The organism is Pseudomonas sp. GG8, from assembly GCF_052976945.1.
The window spans coordinates 3155398-3171308 of sequence record NZ_JBRIIP010000001.1; the positions used below are offsets into that span (position 1 = coordinate 3155398).

Annotated in this window: 19 protein-coding genes; 5 read left to right on the forward strand and 14 right to left on the reverse strand. The window is 54.9% G+C overall.

All coding sequences use genetic code 11. The features are described from left to right. Window positions 1–134 precede the first annotated feature (134 nt). Window positions 135–440, reverse strand: coding sequence for a hypothetical protein (locus tag ACVBEG_RS15225; protein WP_322178681.1), 306 nt, complete (start codon window positions 438–440; stop codon window positions 135–137). Window positions 441–608: 168 nt separating this feature from the next. Here ACVBEG_RS15225 and ACVBEG_RS15230 point away from each other — a divergent pair, with 168 nt between their 5' ends. Further along, complete coding sequence (locus ACVBEG_RS15230) at window positions 609–815, forward strand: hypothetical protein (protein ID WP_322178680.1); 207 nt, start codon at window positions 609–611, stop codon at window positions 813–815. 25 nt (window positions 816–840) lie between these two features. Here ACVBEG_RS15230 and ACVBEG_RS15235 read toward each other — a convergent pair whose 3' ends face one another. The 7 genes from ACVBEG_RS15235 to ACVBEG_RS15265 form a co-directional block, all read right to left on the reverse strand. After that, on the reverse strand, window positions 841–1824 hold the full coding sequence (locus tag ACVBEG_RS15235) for a nucleoside hydrolase (RefSeq protein ID WP_447107985.1): 984 nt from the start codon (window positions 1822–1824) through the stop codon (window positions 841–843). A 71-nt stretch (window positions 1825–1895) separates the two neighbouring features. Then, complete coding sequence (gene rbsD, locus ACVBEG_RS15240) at window positions 1896–2300, reverse strand: D-ribose pyranase (protein WP_447107986.1); 405 nt, start codon at window positions 2298–2300, stop codon at window positions 1896–1898. Next, window positions 2297–3217, reverse strand: a complete 921-nt coding sequence (rbsK, locus tag ACVBEG_RS15245) for a ribokinase (RefSeq protein ID WP_447107987.1) — start codon at window positions 3215–3217, stop codon at window positions 2297–2299. Before rbsK ends, rbsD begins: the two co-directional genes overlap by 4 nt. A 23-nt stretch (window positions 3218–3240) precedes the next feature. Beyond that, a complete protein-coding gene (locus ACVBEG_RS15250; protein ID WP_322178677.1) occupies window positions 3241–4263 on the reverse strand; it encodes a LacI family DNA-binding transcriptional regulator in 1023 nt (340 codons plus the stop codon). Between the two features lies 1 nt (window position 4264). Further along, complete coding sequence (locus ACVBEG_RS15255) at window positions 4265–5260, reverse strand: ABC transporter permease (protein ID WP_322178676.1); 996 nt, start codon at window positions 5258–5260, stop codon at window positions 4265–4267. Further along, on the reverse strand, window positions 5260–6810 hold the full coding sequence (locus ACVBEG_RS15260; RefSeq protein ID WP_447107988.1) for a sugar ABC transporter ATP-binding protein: 1551 nt from the start codon (window positions 6808–6810) through the stop codon (window positions 5260–5262). The genes ACVBEG_RS15255 and ACVBEG_RS15260 overlap by 1 nt, the downstream gene beginning before the upstream one ends. Before the next feature lie 49 nt (window positions 6811–6859). Then, complete coding sequence (locus ACVBEG_RS15265) at window positions 6860–7819, reverse strand: sugar ABC transporter substrate-binding protein (RefSeq protein WP_322178674.1); 960 nt, start codon at window positions 7817–7819, stop codon at window positions 6860–6862. Between the two features lie 426 nt (window positions 7820–8245). On the opposite strand from ACVBEG_RS15265, the gene ACVBEG_RS15270 reads away from it, so the two are divergent. The 3 genes from ACVBEG_RS15270 (at window position 8246) to ACVBEG_RS15280 (ending at window position 10418) form a co-directional block, all read left to right on the forward strand. Then, complete coding sequence (locus tag ACVBEG_RS15270; RefSeq protein ID WP_447108467.1) at window positions 8246–9289, forward strand: asparaginase; 1044 nt, start codon at window positions 8246–8248, stop codon at window positions 9287–9289. A gap of 183 nt (window positions 9290–9472) precedes the next feature. Further along, the gene (locus ACVBEG_RS15275; RefSeq protein ID WP_322178672.1) at window positions 9473–9724 is read left to right on the forward strand and encodes a DUF1654 domain-containing protein; all 252 of its coding nucleotides are present in this window, start codon (window positions 9473–9475) and stop codon (window positions 9722–9724) included. A gap of 4 nt (window positions 9725–9728) precedes the next feature. After that, entirely contained in the window at window positions 9729–10418 is a 690-nt protein-coding gene (locus ACVBEG_RS15280; RefSeq protein WP_447107989.1) for an endonuclease, read from the forward strand. Window positions 10419–10477: 59 nt separating this feature from the next. Here the strand turns inward: ACVBEG_RS15280 and ACVBEG_RS15285 are convergent, their stop codons facing one another. Beyond that, on the reverse strand, window positions 10478–10666 hold the full coding sequence (locus ACVBEG_RS15285; protein ID WP_219062004.1) for a hypothetical protein: 189 nt from the start codon (window positions 10664–10666) through the stop codon (window positions 10478–10480). A gap of 415 nt (window positions 10667–11081) precedes the next feature. Between ACVBEG_RS15285 and ACVBEG_RS15290 the strand changes: the two genes are divergently transcribed. After that, complete coding sequence (locus ACVBEG_RS15290; RefSeq protein WP_322178670.1) at window positions 11082–11309, forward strand: DUF6555 family protein; 228 nt, start codon at window positions 11082–11084, stop codon at window positions 11307–11309. Window positions 11310–11473: 164 nt separating this feature from the next. On the opposite strand, the gene map is transcribed toward ACVBEG_RS15290, so the two are convergent. From map to ACVBEG_RS15315, 5 genes are all read right to left on the reverse strand, one after another. Next, a complete protein-coding gene (gene map, locus ACVBEG_RS15295) occupies window positions 11474–12265 on the reverse strand; it encodes a type I methionyl aminopeptidase (protein ID WP_322216896.1) in 792 nt (263 codons plus the stop codon). Further along, a complete protein-coding gene (locus ACVBEG_RS15300) occupies window positions 12265–12516 on the reverse strand; it encodes a ParD-like family protein (protein WP_322178668.1) in 252 nt (83 codons plus the stop codon). Before ACVBEG_RS15300 ends, map begins: the two co-directional genes overlap by 1 nt. Before the next feature lie 122 nt (window positions 12517–12638). After that, the gene (locus ACVBEG_RS15305; RefSeq protein WP_322216899.1) at window positions 12639–12968 is read right to left on the reverse strand and encodes a helix-turn-helix domain-containing protein; all 330 of its coding nucleotides are present in this window, start codon (window positions 12966–12968) and stop codon (window positions 12639–12641) included. A gap of 308 nt (window positions 12969–13276) precedes the next feature. Next, window positions 13277–14011, reverse strand: a complete 735-nt coding sequence (locus tag ACVBEG_RS15310; protein WP_322216901.1) for a metallophosphoesterase — start codon at window positions 14009–14011, stop codon at window positions 13277–13279. 71 nt (window positions 14012–14082) lie between these two features. After that, window positions 14083–15771: a sensor domain-containing diguanylate cyclase gene (locus ACVBEG_RS15315; RefSeq protein WP_322183097.1), complete on the reverse strand. Its 1689-nt coding sequence runs from the start codon at window positions 15769–15771 to the stop codon at window positions 14083–14085. Window positions 15772–15911: the final 140 nt, after the last annotated feature.

Below are 15911 nucleotides of genomic sequence, written 5' to 3' on the forward strand. Positions count from 1 at the left end.
GTTTGTTGCAACGGTTACCCGCGACCCCGCTCCGACAGTGGATCAGTGGATCAGTGGATCAGTGGATCAGTGGATCAGTGGAAGTCTGCCCCAGTCGACAAACAGGCGCGCAGCCAAATCATGTCAAAACGTTTTCAGTACACGTCTACATAATCAAAACGTGGGTTAGCCCAGTTGTCCTTGAGTGCATTGAATATCTGCATGACCCAGACGCTATCACTGGCCGCCACCGGACCAACGCACCCGGAGCCTGCCGACCAGGTCTCCAAACGAAACAGCAGCCCGTCAATGGCTACGCCACCCACATGGGTAGATGAAATCCAGGCAATACCCGCCTTGCTCACACGCAGCTGGTTGTGGACATCATCGTTGGCTGCAGCAATAAGCTGGCGCACAGCATCAAGGGTAAAGCTAACGGAGTTGTTCAGATCAATTTGCACGTCGGCGTCCTCGGAAATTTGTCGACAAGTTTGGCATGAGCGTCGGCCCATGCCTAAGTCGCAGTGCCAAATGATGTCGGAAATGGTTTACTTGCCCGCCGCTGCGCAACAGCTCACCGATGGGTGCCACACGCGCAATGGCTTTTTTTCGGACAATACGGGACACAAATGGCAATCGTATCAATCGACGCTGACATCAAGGCCAAATGGCCCCAAGGGCAATGTTCTTACAGTCCGGGCAGCCCGGAAGAACTGGCAATCATAGCGATAGACTTGCTGTTCAAAGCATTGGGCACCGCAGCCGCCCAGGCATTCGTCAGCCAGGTCTTCGAAAAATACCCGCACGACCATTCCGCTGCCGATAGCAGCGAGTGAGGACTTGCGGCGACCTGAGCGGGACTTACTTCAAGCGACCCAGACGCGCGGTCAGCAGGTTGAAGAACCCTTGGGCGTCGCCATTTTTGACCCAGAACACGTTCTTATCTTGCTTGAGCGTGTCGTACCAATCGGCAAGCGTCTGACCGAAGGTGATGCCTTCGCGACTATCGATGACCACATTGATCTGCTTCCCGGTAAACAACTCCGGTTTTAGCAAGTAAGCGATCACACTGGCGTCATGTACCGGCCCACCGGGCAAACCGTAATGCGCCATGTCCGCTTTGACATACTCATTGAGAATGCCGCAGACCAGCTTGCCCGCCTGACTATTCAATCCCGCGATCTGATTGAGCCTTTGTTCGCTGGTGAGGATTTTATGGGTCACGTCCAGCGGGATGTAGGTCAGTTTTACGCCGCTGGCAAGCACGATTTGCGCGGCATGAGGGTCGGCATAGATATTGAACTCGGCCACCGGACTCATGTTGCCGCCATTGAAGTGCGCGCCCCCCATGACCACTATTTCTTTGATACCTTGCGTGATTTCCGGCGCCTGCATCAGGGCCAACGCCAGGTTGGTCTGCGGTCCAAGCATTGCGAGGGTGATGCTGTGCGGGGCTGCCTTGCTCAAGGTTTCGATCAGGTAATCCACCGCATTGCCCTTGGCCATGCCCACCTTCGACTCATGCACAGCAACACCCGGCAACCCCTCCTTACCGTGCATGTTCTCGGCATAAATCGGTGTCCGCACTAGCGGTTTTGACGCCCCGGCGTATACCGGCACCTCTTCGCGCCCAGCCCATTCACGCGCAAGCCGGGCATTGCGCGAGGTTTTATCAAGACGCACGTTGCCCGCCACAGTTGTGATGGCCAGTACGTTCAGCTCATCAGGCGATGCAAGGGCCAGTAGCAGCGCCACCACATCGTCGGCCCCAGGATCGGTGTCAATAATCAGGTCATGCCTTTCGACAGTTTGAACGACAGCGGCACTTAGTAAAGACACGAACATCACGCTCCGAAGCAGGTGCAGGTAATGGCATCGCAGCGCACAGGAAACTTCCGGTTCCGAAAGTGATGCACTTAGAACGTCACGCCAGCGACCAAAGCAATGTTGGTGTAGGGCCGACATTCGCCCGTACGGACGATGGCCCGGGCCTTGCGACTCAGGTTCTTCAGTTCGTCATGGCTGACAAGGCACTGCTGGCCCAGTTCGCCCTGCAAACTCAAACCTTCAATGACCACCAATGCCGGTGGCTGTTTGAGCAGCATTTCCTCAGCCAGTACATGTCTCTCGACCTGCATTTCCGTCAGCACGACGCGCAACACGCTGACAAAGTCCGGGGTTCCTTGTGTGAGTGCAAGATCAATAAGCTCGACACCCGGCGGCACCGGCATTCCGGCGTCGACGATCATGACAATGTCACCATGGCCGAGGGAGGCAATCAACCGCGACAAGGCGATGTTTAGCAAAGGTGTTTTTTTCATGACTGATGGAAGCCCTGCACGTCATTAAGAGTAGGAATAGAGGGCTGAGCACCGGCACGAGTGACCGATAACGCCCCTGCAATCTGACCAAACCGAATCGCTTCGACCTCGCTTTTTCCTTGCGCCAATGCCGCAGCAAACCCACCCACAAAGGTGTCGCCAGCGGCGGTGGTATCCACCGCTTGAACTCTGGGTGCAGGAAAATGCTCGACGTGCTGACCGTCGGCGAACAGTGAGCCTTGGGCGCCCAGCGTAATGATGACTTTTGTGGCGCCAGCTGCCAGAAGCCGGGTCGCGGCAGCTTCTGCCGATGCCAGCGAATCAACCGGTAAACCGCTCAACGCAGCCGCCTCGCTTTCGTTGGGAATCAGATAATCGATCAGCGAATACCAGTCAGCAGGCAACGGCGCGCTGGCCGGCGCAGGGTTAAGGATGACGATTTTACCCAACTCACGGCCGCGTTTGAGGGCATAGGCCACCGTATCCATCGGCACTTCAAGCTGACAGATGATCACATCGGCTTCAGCCAGCTTCGCATCAAATGCTGCAACGATATCCGGCGAAAGCCGACCATTGCCCCCGGCCACGATGACAATGGCGTTCTGACTGCTGGCATCTACCACGATCAGCGCAACACCACTTGAAACATCGGTCACCGTGGTTACGGCCTGACAATCGATGCGCTCGACCAACAGGCCTGCACGCAGTTGCTCGCCATAGGCGTCATCGCCAACGCAACCTATCATGGCGACACTCGCCCCCAGGCGCGCAGCGGCTACGGCTTGATTGGCGCCCTTGCCTCCCGGCACAATCGCGAACGAGTCACCCGCTAATGTTTCCCCAGCACGAGGCAGGCGCTCGGCACGGGTGACCAGGTCCATATTCAAGCTGCCCACTACCACTACTTTTGCTTGCATGCGTCAGCACTCTTTAATCTGTTTCAGCGAAAGGCGTTGAAGATATTGGCTGGGGGTGCCGTGGACTCGCGAAGGACAATGTCGGGCTTCACGATCCGATGCTCGACAGCCGTGGCAGCGGGCGCAGCGATACGCCGCAACAATATCTCGGCGGCCATTTCACCCAATTTCAGGATCGACTGCCCAACAGTGGTCAGCGCTGGATACACGTAGCGACTCATCTGAATATCGTCGAACCCAATAACCGACAAATCACAGGGGACGCGAATGTTGCGCTCGGCGGCAGCGCGCAAAACGCCGATGCCAATCATGTCGTTACCCGCAAATATCGCGGTCGGCGAATTTTGCGTCAGGAGTCCCACTGCAGCCTGATAACCAGCGGGACTGGTGAAGTCGCTTTCCACCACCCACTCGTTCGGTACAGGCACCTGAGCTTCATGCATGGCGCGACGGTAACCCGCCAGGCGCATCTGGGCGACGCTCGTTTCCGCTGGCCCACAAATGCAGGCAATATGCCGATGACCGAGCTCAAGCAAGTGGCAGGTCGCCAGGTACGCGCCCAGCTCATGATCGATGCGCACCAGATCGGCAACAATGCCTTCCAGATCTCGGTCGACAATAACCATCGGCGTACGCACGGCGGCTAATCCAGCCGCCAATCCTGGATCGCCACCCACCGACGAGACAATCAAACCATCGACACGTTTTTCCAGGAGCACGCGCAGGTAACTGCGTTGTTTTTCCGGGTTGTCATCGGAGTTGCACAAGATCACGCAAAACCCGTTGCGCTCGCAGTAGTCCTCAATCCCCCGCGCCAACTCGGCAAAGTACGGGTTGATACCGTTAGGAATCAGCAGGCCGATGGTCGACGTCGCCCTGGCTTTAAGGGATCGAGCCACGGCACTCGGCACATAGTCGAGTTGAATGATCGCCGCCTCGACCTTCCGGCGGACGTCGTCGCTGACCGGGCGCGACTTGTTCAGCACATGGGACACCGTCGTGTAGGAAATTCCTGCCAGCGCGGCTACATCTTTGATCGTGGACATATCAAGCCTTCCGACGTGCGCGATTGCTGCGATAAGTATCAAGCACCACGGCGACAACGATTACCGCGCCCGTGATGATGCGTTTGGTCGGTTCGGTCGCTCCGATCTGTGCCAATCCAGCAGCAAGTACCGAGATAATCAGGACCCCGAAGAACGTACTGATCACGGAGCCGCGCCCACCCATCAGGCTGGTGCCCCCAATAACGACCGCCGCGATCACCTGCAATTCCAGACCGGAGCCAGCGTTAGGGTCTGCGGCTTCCAGACGCGAGATCTGGAACAACGCTGCGACCCCGGCCAGCAGCCCCATCAGCGAAAACACCATAATCTTGTAGGGTTTTGGATTGATGCCGGCCAGACGAACCGCTTCTTCATTAGTGCCAATACCGATCAGGTAACGGCCGAACACGGTGCGGGTCAGCACGGCTTGGGCGATGAAGATGATCAGCAGCGCAATGATGAAGGACGGAGAGATCCCGAAAGCGACCGGGTTCGATAGCCACGCGAATGCATCACCGATATAAGCGGTTCGCGACCCCGTCATCTGGTAGGCCACACCACGGGCCATTTCCAGCACGCCGAGGGAAACGATAAACGATGGAATGCGCCAAGCCACCGTGATCGAACCGGTGATGGTGCCCGCGACGGCCGCGCAGGTCATGCCCAGCAAGGCTGCTGGCACGACGCCCCAGCCCCAGCCGAGGATTGCCACACTGACTGCAGAAGCTGCAAGTGCCAGAACAGATCCCACCGACAAGTCGATGCCGCCGATGATCAGGATGAAAGTCATGCCCACCGCCAGCACCATCAAGTCCGGTATCTGGTTGGCCAGGGTGCTGAAAGTCTCATAAGACAGGAAGTGATCACTGAGCACGGAAAACAACGCAATCATTGCGAATAACGCACCGGCCAGTCCCAGGTAGGTGCCGAGTCCGAAATAATGACTGCTGCGCTTGCCCGACGAAGGCAATGTTTGGGGTGCGGCTGAAGTTTTCATCAGTTATTCCTGGGAGCGACTTCAGTGAGCCGCGTATCACGTTTTGGGTAGCCGGCAAACGCGGCGGCAAGCAATTCATCCTGGGTCCAAGTGTCGCGTTCGAAGGTATCGATCAAACGCCCGGCCGATAGCACCCCGATACGATCACAGATCAGCATCAACTCACGCAGATCACTCGACACGACGACCAGCGCCCTGCCCTGGCGTGTCAACTCTCCCAGCAACGCATAGATATCGAATTTGGCGCCAACATCAATGCCTCGGGTCGGCTCATCGAACAGCATCACTGTGCAGTCACGCTCAAGCCAGCGACCGATGACGACTTTTTGCTGATTGCCACCAGACAACTCGGAGACACATTGCATCGGACTGGCGCTGCGAATGCGCATGGCATCGACCTGACGCTGGGCCAGACGCAGTTCATCATGACGATTGACCACGCCGGCTTTGGAAATTGCCGGCATATTGCCCAGCGCGATATTGGCGCTGATCGATTGGGTCAGTAGCAGACCTTCGCCCTTGCGATCCTCGGTAATCAGCGCAATACCCTGCTTGACGGCATCGACTGGCGAATGGATGGTCACCGACTGCAGGGGACTGCCAATCTCGATACCGCCCGTGTCGGCGATGTCAGCACCGTAGATCAGGCGCAGAAGCTCGGTGCGCCCGGCGCCGATCAATCCGGAAATACCGAAAATCTCGCCGCTACGCACCTCGAAAGAGACATCACGCACCTTGCCCGCGCGACCCAGGCCTTTAACCGCCAGGGCAACGTCGCCAATCTGACGTGGACCGAGGTCGATCTGCTCACCCAGTTCACGCCCGACCATCAGCGTGACCAGTTGCTCGCTGCTGTAGTCAGCCATCGGTTCGATACACACCAACCGGCCGTCACGCAGCACGGCAATACGCTGTGCAACCTGGGCCAGTTCTTCCAGCCGATGAGAGATATAAATGATCGACACCCCGCGGGCTTGCAGGCGAGTGATCTGCTCGAACAGCATCTCGACTTCTCGAGACGTCAACATCGCGGTGGGTTCGTCGAGAATCAGGACATGGCAGTCACCGATCAGGTTACGGGCAATCTCGATCATCTGTTGATGCCCAATCCCCAACTCGCCGACCAGCGTGTCTGGGTCGATAGCATCCAGCCCGACCTGAGCCATGGCCTGAATAGCATCAGCGCGCAGTTGCTTGCGATTGATCCAGCCCGCGCGACTCGGCAGGTTGTCCAAGAATAGATTTTCCGCCACGGACAACGTGGGCAGCAGATTCAACTCCTGCATGACCATGCGAATACCCAGCTTTTCCGCCTGGGTTCGACTGCCGGGTTCGTAGGCCTGTCCCTGAAATTGCATCTGCCCGGTTGTGGGCGAGACCAGCCCGCCGATAATCTTCGACAGGGTACTTTTACCGGCGCCATTTTCGCCCGTCAGGGCCAGCACTTCCCCGCGCAGAAGCGTCAGGTCGATGTCGCTGAGAACCGGTTGGGCGTAGGTTTTACCGACGCCGCTGACAGATAGAACAGCCGCCTGAGCAGACACAGACATAACACTCTCCACGCGCCCGCCACGATGAGCGAACGCTGCATGCGGGAAACTACTTCTTGGTGATCAGTTCAACTGGCGTTTCGATCACGCCATTGGCGGCGCCCTCGACAGTTTCACCCTTGAGCATTTTCAGCGCAGTCTGGATACCGAACACCGCCTGTCTGGCCGCGAACTGATCGGCAGTGGCCAATATGCGGCCGTCCTGCAGCATGGGCTTGATGGCGTTGATGTTGTCGTAACCAACCACTTTTACTTTACCTGCCTTACCTGCCGCCCGAATCGCCGAGACCGCGCCCAGCGCCATGCTGTCGTTACCGGCCAGCAATGCCTTGAGATTCGGGTACTCGTTGAGCATGGCCGAAGCTACGGCGTTGCCTTTATCGATTTCCCAGTTACCCGATTGCGTGGAGACAATATTCATCTGCGCGGCATCCATGGCATCCTTGAAACCCGCTGTGCGTTGCTGGGCATTAGTGGTGGTCGAAACGCCTTCGATAATGCCGACTTCATCGCCAGCTGCTAACTGCTTGGCCAGGTAGTCACCCACCAGACGTGCACCTTTGTGGTTGTCCGGGCCTACGAACGGCACGCTGATGCCTTTGCTTTTCAGCACATCGACATCCAGTTGGTTATCAATGTTAACCACGATAATACCGGCATCCCTAGCCCTCTTGATCACCGTCACCAGCGCCTTGGAGTCCGCAGGAGCAATGACCAGCGCATTGACTTTCTGCACGATCATCTGGTCGACGATAGCGATCTGGGCACTGGTGTCCGACTCATTTTTGATGCCATTGGAGATGAGATCAAAATCAGCCGAATGCTCTTTCTGGTAGGCCTTGGCGCCGTCTTCCATGGTCAGGAAGAACTCATTGGCCAACGACTTCATCACCAGCGCGACTTTGGGCTTTTCCGTGGTTTGAGCATGCGCAGCAGAAAGCGGCAGGATGGCAGAGGCTGCGGTGAGCATAGCGACAGCGAGAAGACGTGCAGCGAATGGCAGCTTCATGAGTTCACTCCGATCTTATGATTATTTTTGCATCGATTGCGCGCACGCAAACGTTTGCTTTGCCGGACTATGAGAACGGCGGCCATTTTTGTCAACCGCCACGGCGCGCCGCCATACGGGATAATAAAGTTGCGGAGCGCTATTCCTCCATTCTGCTTTCGGATAGCCGAACAGCGAAGTCTCCAATGTTCGGAAAGCCGAATACCAACACACCCACCTCTAAAAATAAATAGTTATAAATCAGTATCTTAGATCAATACATAATGATCAATTCTGTTGGTATAGATCATGCTCTTGTCTAGTGCGGCCCGGGTCAGGTGAACCTGCAACAGGTTCGCAAGGCTCATGAATCAAGCACTCCCATAACAAGAGAAATAAAAATTGAAAACTATATTCCATAGCTTTGTACCGAGCGCCCTTGCGCTGATGCTGCTGTTGCCGACAGGCGTTTCAGCCAAAGAAGCAGAACAACAACAAAAGCTCGCTAACGTCGTCATTCTTGCCACTGGCGGCACCATCGCTGGCGCTGGCGCGAGCGCTGCCAACAGCGCGACTTACCAGGCGGCCAAGGTCGGTATTGATCAGTTGATTGCGGGTGTGCCGGAGCTGAGCGCACTGGCCAATGTGCGCGGCGAACAAGTCATGCAAATCGCCTCGGAAAGCATCACCAACGAAAACCTGCTGCAACTGGGTAGACGTGTCGCCGAACTGGCCGACAGCAAAGATGTGGACGGCATCGTGATCACCCACGGCACCGATACCCTGGAAGAAACGGCCTATTTTCTCAATCTGGTAGAGAAGACCGACAAGCCCATCGTTGTCGTAGGCTCCATGCGTCCAGGGACAGCGATGTCTGCGGATGGCATGTTGAACCTGTACAACGCGGTTGCCGTTGCGGGCAGCAAAGAGGCACGAGGCAAGGGTGTTCTGGTGACCATGAACGACGAGATTCAGTCGGGTCGCGACGTCAGCAAAATGATCAATATCAAGACCGAAGCCTTTAAAAGCGCATGGGGTCCGCTAGGCATGGTGGTCGAAGGCAAGTCCTACTGGTTCCGCTTGCCCGCCAAGCGTCACACCATGGATTCGGAATTCGACATCAAGCAAATCAGCACGCTGCCTAAAGTCGATATTGCCTACTCCTATGGAAATGTCTCGGACACTGCTTACAAGGCACTGGCTCAGGCAGGCGCAAAAGCGATCATCCACGCAGGCACTGGCAACGGCTCGGTATCGTCCAACGTAGTGCCCACCCTGCAGGCCTTGCGCAAAGACGGGATCCAGATCATCCGTTCATCCCACGTTAACGCTGGCGGTTTCGTACTGCGCAATGCGGAACAACCTGATGACAAATACGATTGGGTCGTCGCCCACGATCTGAACCCTCAAAAAGCCCGCATTCTTGCAATGGTCGCGCTGACCAAGACCAACGACAGCAAAGAGCTGCAACGGATTTTCTGGGAGTATTGATCATTCCTGCACTTGCCCGCTCTGCGCGCTGCACTGCGTAGAGCGGGCAAGTGCCACTCCATCTTGTTGTCAGACCTTAGCGCGCTTTACTCCTGCACATCGAGGCAGAGACTCGACAGGCAGTTGCGAAAATCCTCACGTTGAAATACTGTATGCGCATACAGCCAACCAAGGATCTCCTCCGTGGCAAAGAATTCTGCAGCAGCACCTTCAGCCCCCAGCTCCTACGAACGACTCGGCATCCGGGTTCAGAAAGTGATCAACTCACCAACCGCGCAAAAGGCCCGGGCAGCACTGATATACCGATTGACCGACGAGGTAGAAGACGAGTGGAATCAGTTACTTGAAGAAATAGCGGAGAACGACAACGTCACCCTCGCCTACCGCGATGACGGTGGCGTGCAGATATTCTGGACCGTGCCGAAGGAAGATTAACGGCATGATTGTTCGAATAATTGCCCTGCTGACCCTAAGTTTCTGCATCGCCGCGCATGCCGACGCACCTCGCACCTTCAGTGAAGCAAAAAAGATCGCCTCGGGCCTGTATGCCCCGCAGTCGACAGAGTTCTATTGCGGCTGTAAATACAGCGGTAATCAGGTCAATCTCGCCGCTTGCGGTTATGTTCCGCGCAAAAATGCCAACCGCGCCAAGCGGATCGAATGGGAGCACATTGTACCTGCCTGGCAAATTGGCCATTTACGTCAATGTTGGCAAAACGGCGGCCGGGGAAACTGTACAAAAAACGACCCTGTTTACCAACGTGCCGAGGCTGATCTGCATAATCTGGTGCCCAGTATTGGTGAAGTGAACGGTGACCGAAATAACTTCAGCTTTGGCTGGCTTCCGGTTCAGGCGGGGCAGTACGGTTCTTGTCTGACGCAGGTGGATTTCAAAGCAAAGAAAGTGATGCCACGTCCGTCAATTCGCGGAATGATCGCCAGAACGTATTTTTATATGAGCAAGCAGTACAGCCTGCCCTTGTCCAAACAGGATCGCCGACTCTATGAGGCCTGGAACAAGACTTATCCCGTCGACACGTGGGAAACTCAGCGCAATCAACGCGTGGCATGTGTGATGGGTCGAGGCAATGCCTTCGTTGGCCCCGTTAACCTGAAAGCCTGCACATAACAGCAAAAAAGCCCGGCACGTGTGAAAGTGTCGAGCTTTTTTCGCGGCTGGACCAGATTTTATGGCGCCTCAGCCGCATCCTCTTCCGCCTGAATGCGCAGAGAACGCTGGATCATCAACTCCGAGGCGTAATCAGCGGCCAGCTCGGCAGCATCAAGCGGTTCGATGGCACCACGACTGATCAACCCGGTCAAGGCAGAGGCCGCAAACATATCCCAAATGTCTTGTTCATCATCAAGCAGTGACATGTGTACTTCCTCATTTGAATGTAGACGGCACTGTAACACCAGATGCTGACTTCACCGTCCGACTTCCCCTCAGAATCACCAAGAGCCATAAGCCACTCAACCGTTTCAGCTTTGCGCAGGCAGAGTGCCACTGATCGGATAGGCATTCTAATAGATACAAAGTAGTGCAAAACGGTGTAATTATTTTTGCGGGGTTAATCCCCACTAAAGTACGGCAATCCTGAGCCCGATATCGGGGATACACACTTCACCAAGCAATGGCATCCGCGCCGTAGCCGCTTGAAATTGTTTGCATGCCTACATCGACGTAGAAATGAAAAGTAGTGCATTACGCCTTCTGCGTGGATGCCCTACGGGTACAAGGGAACGTGCATATTTTCAGAGACGTGATACGTCTAACGAGCGGAGGGGCGATATGGATCAGTTGAAAGCGTTCGAGATTAATTATCATTTCAAGGGGCAGTGTCGGCATTTTTTTCATGAGGCCCTGCACCTGTGCGAAAGCGATGCATTGCACTTCGCTACGCTGCATGCGGGGGTAGGAAGCGTCAACGACAATGTAGCGGCAGGACCCGTTCGGCTGGCACTCCGCCAGGCTGAAGGTCTTGGTGTAACCGAAGTTCAATGGCGGCGAGCCACGTAGACTTGGTGTCCTCCCTGCACGATGCGGCTCTGATCATCTATGAGCCGGTCAGAACTGCATCGCATCAGGGGAACGGGAAGCGGGTTACAGCGGGTGTCTAATACTCGTCATCCCGACAACTGTGACTTTATTGGTCTGCCCATGTGCGTGGAGCCGCAGGACGGTCAAACAGGCGCATATTCACCGGTGCCCTCGGGCCATGGTGTCAGCAGTTCAAAACCGGTCTCAGTGACAGCAACCATATGCTCCCATTGAGCGGAGAGGGATTGATCGCGGGTGAGTACGGTCCAGCCATCGGGCAGCACCTTGGTCCCAGGCTTGCCGACATTAATCATCGGCTCAATGGTAAACACCATGCCCACCTTGAGCTTGAGCCCTTGCCGTGAGCTACCGTAATGCAGCACCTGCGGTTCTTCATGGTAGTTACGACCAATGCCGTGTCCGCAGTATTCGCGCACAACACTGAAGCCCTCGCGGTGCGCTACCGTCTGAATGGCATGACCGATATCGCCCAAGGTCGCTCCCGGTCGGACAGCGTGAATCCCGGCAAGGGTTGCCTCATAAGTGGTATGCACCAAGCGCTTCGCGGTCGGGCTGACGTCTCCCACGAAATACATCCGACTGGTATCACCAAACCAACCGTCCTTGATCACAGCCACATCAATATTAACGATATCCCCATCTTTGAGAATATCCGACGCCGATGGGATTCCGTGGCATACCACAGTGTTCGGCGAGATACAGGTGGATTTGGTAAAGCCGTGATAGCCGATGTTCGCTGGAATAACCTTTAACTCATCAACGATATACGCGTGACAAATCTTATCCAGCGCTTCAGTGCTGACACCCGCTTTGACATGACTGCCAATCATCGCGAGCACATCTGCAGCCAACCTTCCGGCAACCCGAAGCCTGACCAGATCATCTTCAGTCTTAATGCTGACAGCCGCACTCATTACAACGCCTCCTGCAAATTTTCCATCGACGGAGAGAGACCGAACGGGGTTACCGACAGGACCGTGCCACCAGCATTTTCGGCACGAATGAGCAATTGGCAGATGTCGCTGTAATTGAGTGCAGGATGCAGTTCAGCCATCATGCCGATCTTCATCCAATGCTCAGCTTGAGCGTTGATAGAGCGGCTTAACGCTGCGCTCGCGGTCCGAGCATTGGCATGCATGTGTTCCGAAATTTTTACCAGGCCCACAGGATCACCTCAGGAAAATAATATATGAATCATATACGATTCATATATCAACGATCAAGAGCGAGGAGCGGTAGAGGACGCGTTGCAGATGAAACAGGATGTAGCAACACAGTGAGACACTGCTATTCAGTCAGGCATTCCGATAGCGACAGCGCCAACTGGCTGATCGCATCCTGGTCCAGGTCGGTCAGTGTGCGGTAGTGAATGATTACATTTCGTTCCGCATCACTGAGACTGTCGATGCGCAACGGTGTTCGGCACCCGGAGAGGAGATAGAGCACATCGACACCCTTGACACCCAGCGCCGCCAAATAGTCCGAGCGCGGGGTACGCTCGCCACTTTCATACTTGCCTTGTGCATTGGCCTCTACACCGCCAATTGCAGCAAATTCCTGCTGAGAAAGCCCTAGAGTCTTTCGCTCTTCCTTCAACCGCGAACCAAGATGATTCATTTGGGTTTACCTAAAGAGGAATGTCACTCATAACGATACGCTCACTTTACTTGCGACGTTGAATAATCAGGCGAGCACGGCATGCAGCTACCTGGCAGTCGGCCGCCTTCCTCCATCAGAACACAGGGCAATCGCTGGACGCTTCGGTAGCGGCGTGCGGTCAGCCCCCGAATACCCCCATCAAAACAGCCCGACCAATGGAGATTCTAATTCCATGGTCTGAACAATTCAGGCCTGGCAATAATCAATTTTCAGAGGTGTTATCGGGGCCGCTGGCGTTTTGAAGCGACTACACGGAGGCTCACTCGTCAGCGCATGACCAAGTCTTCGTCGGGTTTCGTGGGCCGCGGCGAAATAATTTCGAGTGTAGCCAGATTCACCAGCGTGAAATAACCGCTGCCATTAAAACGCCAGCCACCCGTATCAATGTGGAAAACGTTGCCCAACAGTTCGGGTCGGCTCAAGGGAGAATGACCGACAAACAGGGCGCGCACATCGGGTATTCCACTGGAATCTCTGAGGCGAAGGCGCTCACGTGACCATTGGCAGTATTCCTCGAGACGCCCCGAATCCGGCAGATGCCCCAAAAGCGCGCCACGAAGCAATGCCCAGGTAGGTGTCGGACAGTCGGCATGCACCATGCCTATCAACCCTGACGGGGTATCGACTTCAATAGCGATGGGCATCTGCTTAAAATATGCGACGAACTTCTGCTGCTCGCTAGGGGCAAGCCTGAGAAACCAGGCGCCCCCGCTTGCCCGATACATCGGATAATCAAGATCGCTGTGCTGCACATGCTTGATAGCCAACGCTTCATGATTGCCCTGCACCGCAAAAAACCAAGGCTGGGCCAGCCAATCGAGAACCCGTTCACTTTCAGGGCCACGATCAACCACGTCTCCCACGCTAAACAAGCGATCGACCTCCGGAGCGAAACCAACTGCTTCTAACGCGGCTTGCAACCGAGTGAAATGCCCATGGATATCACCCACGACGAAGTCACGGCCCTGCGTGTTTCTTTCAAAGTGTTTGAACCTGCTCACGCCGCGCCCTCCCCTTCGTCGATCAAAATGCCCTCTTCGCCAGGCAATTCCTCAACGCTCAGAATGACCGGTCAGGGCTTAAGCGGAAACTCTTCGTCCTGTTCTGACAAGCTTTTCCCGTCATCGGGATGCTTCCAGTCTTGCGAAGGAGGAGTTTCGTCTTCGACAGGGAGGCTGTTGTCCGGATCAGGCATTCCCGATCCGGAATCAGGAGAGTGATCGCCTCTTTGTTTTTTTTGATCAGTGTTCATATGCACCTCGCTATAGAACGAACCCACGGTCGTCGCTTCGCCAAAAGACACTGACACATTGCGCCCCGATTCTTTAGCAGAATAAAGCGCTGAATCAGCACGCTCAATAAACTGCTCAATATTCCCATCGACGCCTGGAAAGCAGGTATAGCATCCAAGGCTTATGGTGAGGTTACCGAGCGGGTTACGTTGATGAATAATATGTTCACTCATAACCCCCAGTCTGATTTTTTCCGCGATGACAAATGCGCCCTTCTCATCCGTATCAGGCAGAAGCACCGCGATTTCCTCGCCCCCATAGCGCACAGCAAGGTCTGCTTCCCGCTGCAAAGACTCACGGACAACACGTGCTACTGCGGCAATGCAGTGATCGCCAGCAACGTGACCATAGGCATCATTGAAGCTTTTAAAATAATCGATATCTAACATGATAAGGCTCATTGGGAGGGTCGTCCGTGCGCCTCGCTTAAACTCAGCGTTTAAGGTTTCCTGAAAAAGCCTACGGTTCGCAAGACCTGTCAGACCGTCGTGCGTTGCCATAATCTGCAAATCGTCTTTCGCGCTGCGTAAATCGGTTTCGACACGCTGACCGTTCCGCAACTGCTGTATGAATAACACCCCGAACAGGCAATTGATAATGAGCACGGCCCCAATGATCGCGGCAGATTTGTACACATTTTTTTGCCATTCGTTAAGGATAGAATCTCTAGAGATGGCGGCTACCACTACCAGCGGATAGGTTTTCAACTGTTGGTATCCACAGAGCCTTACGGTCTGGTCAACCACTGACGTTATCATTGCGGTGCCGGAACTGGACCGTGGCAGATAGTTTTTAAATATATCCCCTTGCGCGACAGACGTCCCGATCAACGCGTCGTTGAACGGACGTCTGGCCAAGAGCGTCCCATCGGTTAGCGCAATAAACATCGCACCGTTTTTGTTGATATCAAAACCTTCAAAGAACTTATCGAAATAAGACATCTTGATGGCCGCCAACACCACACCGTTAAAATGACCTTCTCGGTCATTCACCCGACGGGAGATAGTAACAACCCACTCGCCCGTCGCTCGACTGCGGATCGCATGGCCGATCCGCGGGTTTGGATCATCATTATTTTGATGATAGATGAAATAGTCTCGATCAGAGCTGTTCATCTCAGCAGGGATGCCAGTAAACGAAGTCACGACCCATTGACCATGCTTATCAAAAAAGAATAGTCCATGCAGCTGTTCAATCGCACTCACACGATCGACAAAAACCTCATGCAAACGGTCTATTTGACCGGGGCCATAACCGTCAGCTTGCAGCCATCCTACCAATCCGGCCAGTACAATATCGGCTTCGTCAAAGGTGTCCTCCGCCTCCTGCGCCATCGAGCGCGCAAGGTTTGAAGAAGATATCTCAGCTTGCGCCAGCTCGTGGACCTTGGACTGCTGCAGTTGAAGCAAAGACAAACCGATGATGGATGAACAGACCACGATGATGAATACCACCGCGCATTTCAGCATAGGTATGCGTTTTAATTCTTCAGCGGGCAAAGCATTGATGAGTGGAGGCACTGACTAATCCTGATAATACGGTGTTGCCGTTTAATGAAACATAAGCCTGTAACAGTGGAACCAGCCCGCCTGATTCCGGATCAATTATA

What these genes read in the sequence shown, in the direction of transcription:
- ACVBEG_RS15250 (WP_322178677.1), bottom strand. Translation starts at nt 4,263, where the DNA reads ATGTCCACGATCAAAGATGTAGCCGCGCTGGCAGGAATTTCCTACACG.
- ACVBEG_RS15315 (WP_322183097.1), bottom strand. Translation starts at nt 15,771, where the DNA reads ATGCTGAAATGCGCGGTGGTATTCATCATCGTGGTCTGTTCATCCATC.
- ACVBEG_RS15260 (WP_447107988.1), bottom strand. Translation starts at nt 6,810, where the DNA reads ATGTCTGTGTCTGCTCAGGCGGCTGTTCTATCTGTCAGCGGCGTCGGT.
- rbsD (WP_447107986.1), bottom strand. Translation starts at nt 2,300, where the DNA reads ATGAAAAAAACACCTTTGCTAAACATCGCCTTGTCGCGGTTGATTGCC.
- ACVBEG_RS15285 (WP_219062004.1), bottom strand. Translation starts at nt 10,666, where the DNA reads ATGTCACTGCTTGATGATGAACAAGACATTTGGGATATGTTTGCGGCC.
- ACVBEG_RS15265 (WP_322178674.1), bottom strand. Translation starts at nt 7,819, where the DNA reads ATGAAGCTGCCATTCGCTGCACGTCTTCTCGCTGTCGCTATGCTCACC.
- ACVBEG_RS15305 (WP_322216899.1), bottom strand. Translation starts at nt 12,968, where the DNA reads ATGAATCATCTTGGTTCGCGGTTGAAGGAAGAGCGAAAGACTCTAGGG.
- ACVBEG_RS15280 (WP_447107989.1), top strand. Translation starts at nt 9,729, where the DNA reads ATGATTGTTCGAATAATTGCCCTGCTGACCCTAAGTTTCTGCATCGCC.
- ACVBEG_RS15270 (WP_447108467.1), top strand. Translation starts at nt 8,246, where the DNA reads ATGCTGCTGTTGCCGACAGGCGTTTCAGCCAAAGAAGCAGAACAACAA.
- ACVBEG_RS15255 (WP_322178676.1), bottom strand. Translation starts at nt 5,260, where the DNA reads ATGAAAACTTCAGCCGCACCCCAAACATTGCCTTCGTCGGGCAAGCGC.
- map (WP_322216896.1), bottom strand. Translation starts at nt 12,265, where the DNA reads ATGAGTGCGGCTGTCAGCATTAAGACTGAAGATGATCTGGTCAGGCTT.
- ACVBEG_RS15290 (WP_322178670.1), top strand. Translation starts at nt 11,082, where the DNA reads ATGGATCAGTTGAAAGCGTTCGAGATTAATTATCATTTCAAGGGGCAG.
- ACVBEG_RS15235 (WP_447107985.1), bottom strand. Translation starts at nt 1,824, where the DNA reads ATGTTCGTGTCTTTACTAAGTGCCGCTGTCGTTCAAACTGTCGAAAGG.
- ACVBEG_RS15230 (WP_322178680.1), top strand. Translation starts at nt 609, where the DNA reads ATGGCAATCGTATCAATCGACGCTGACATCAAGGCCAAATGGCCCCAA.
- rbsK (WP_447107987.1), bottom strand. Translation starts at nt 3,217, where the DNA reads ATGCAAGCAAAAGTAGTGGTAGTGGGCAGCTTGAATATGGACCTGGTC.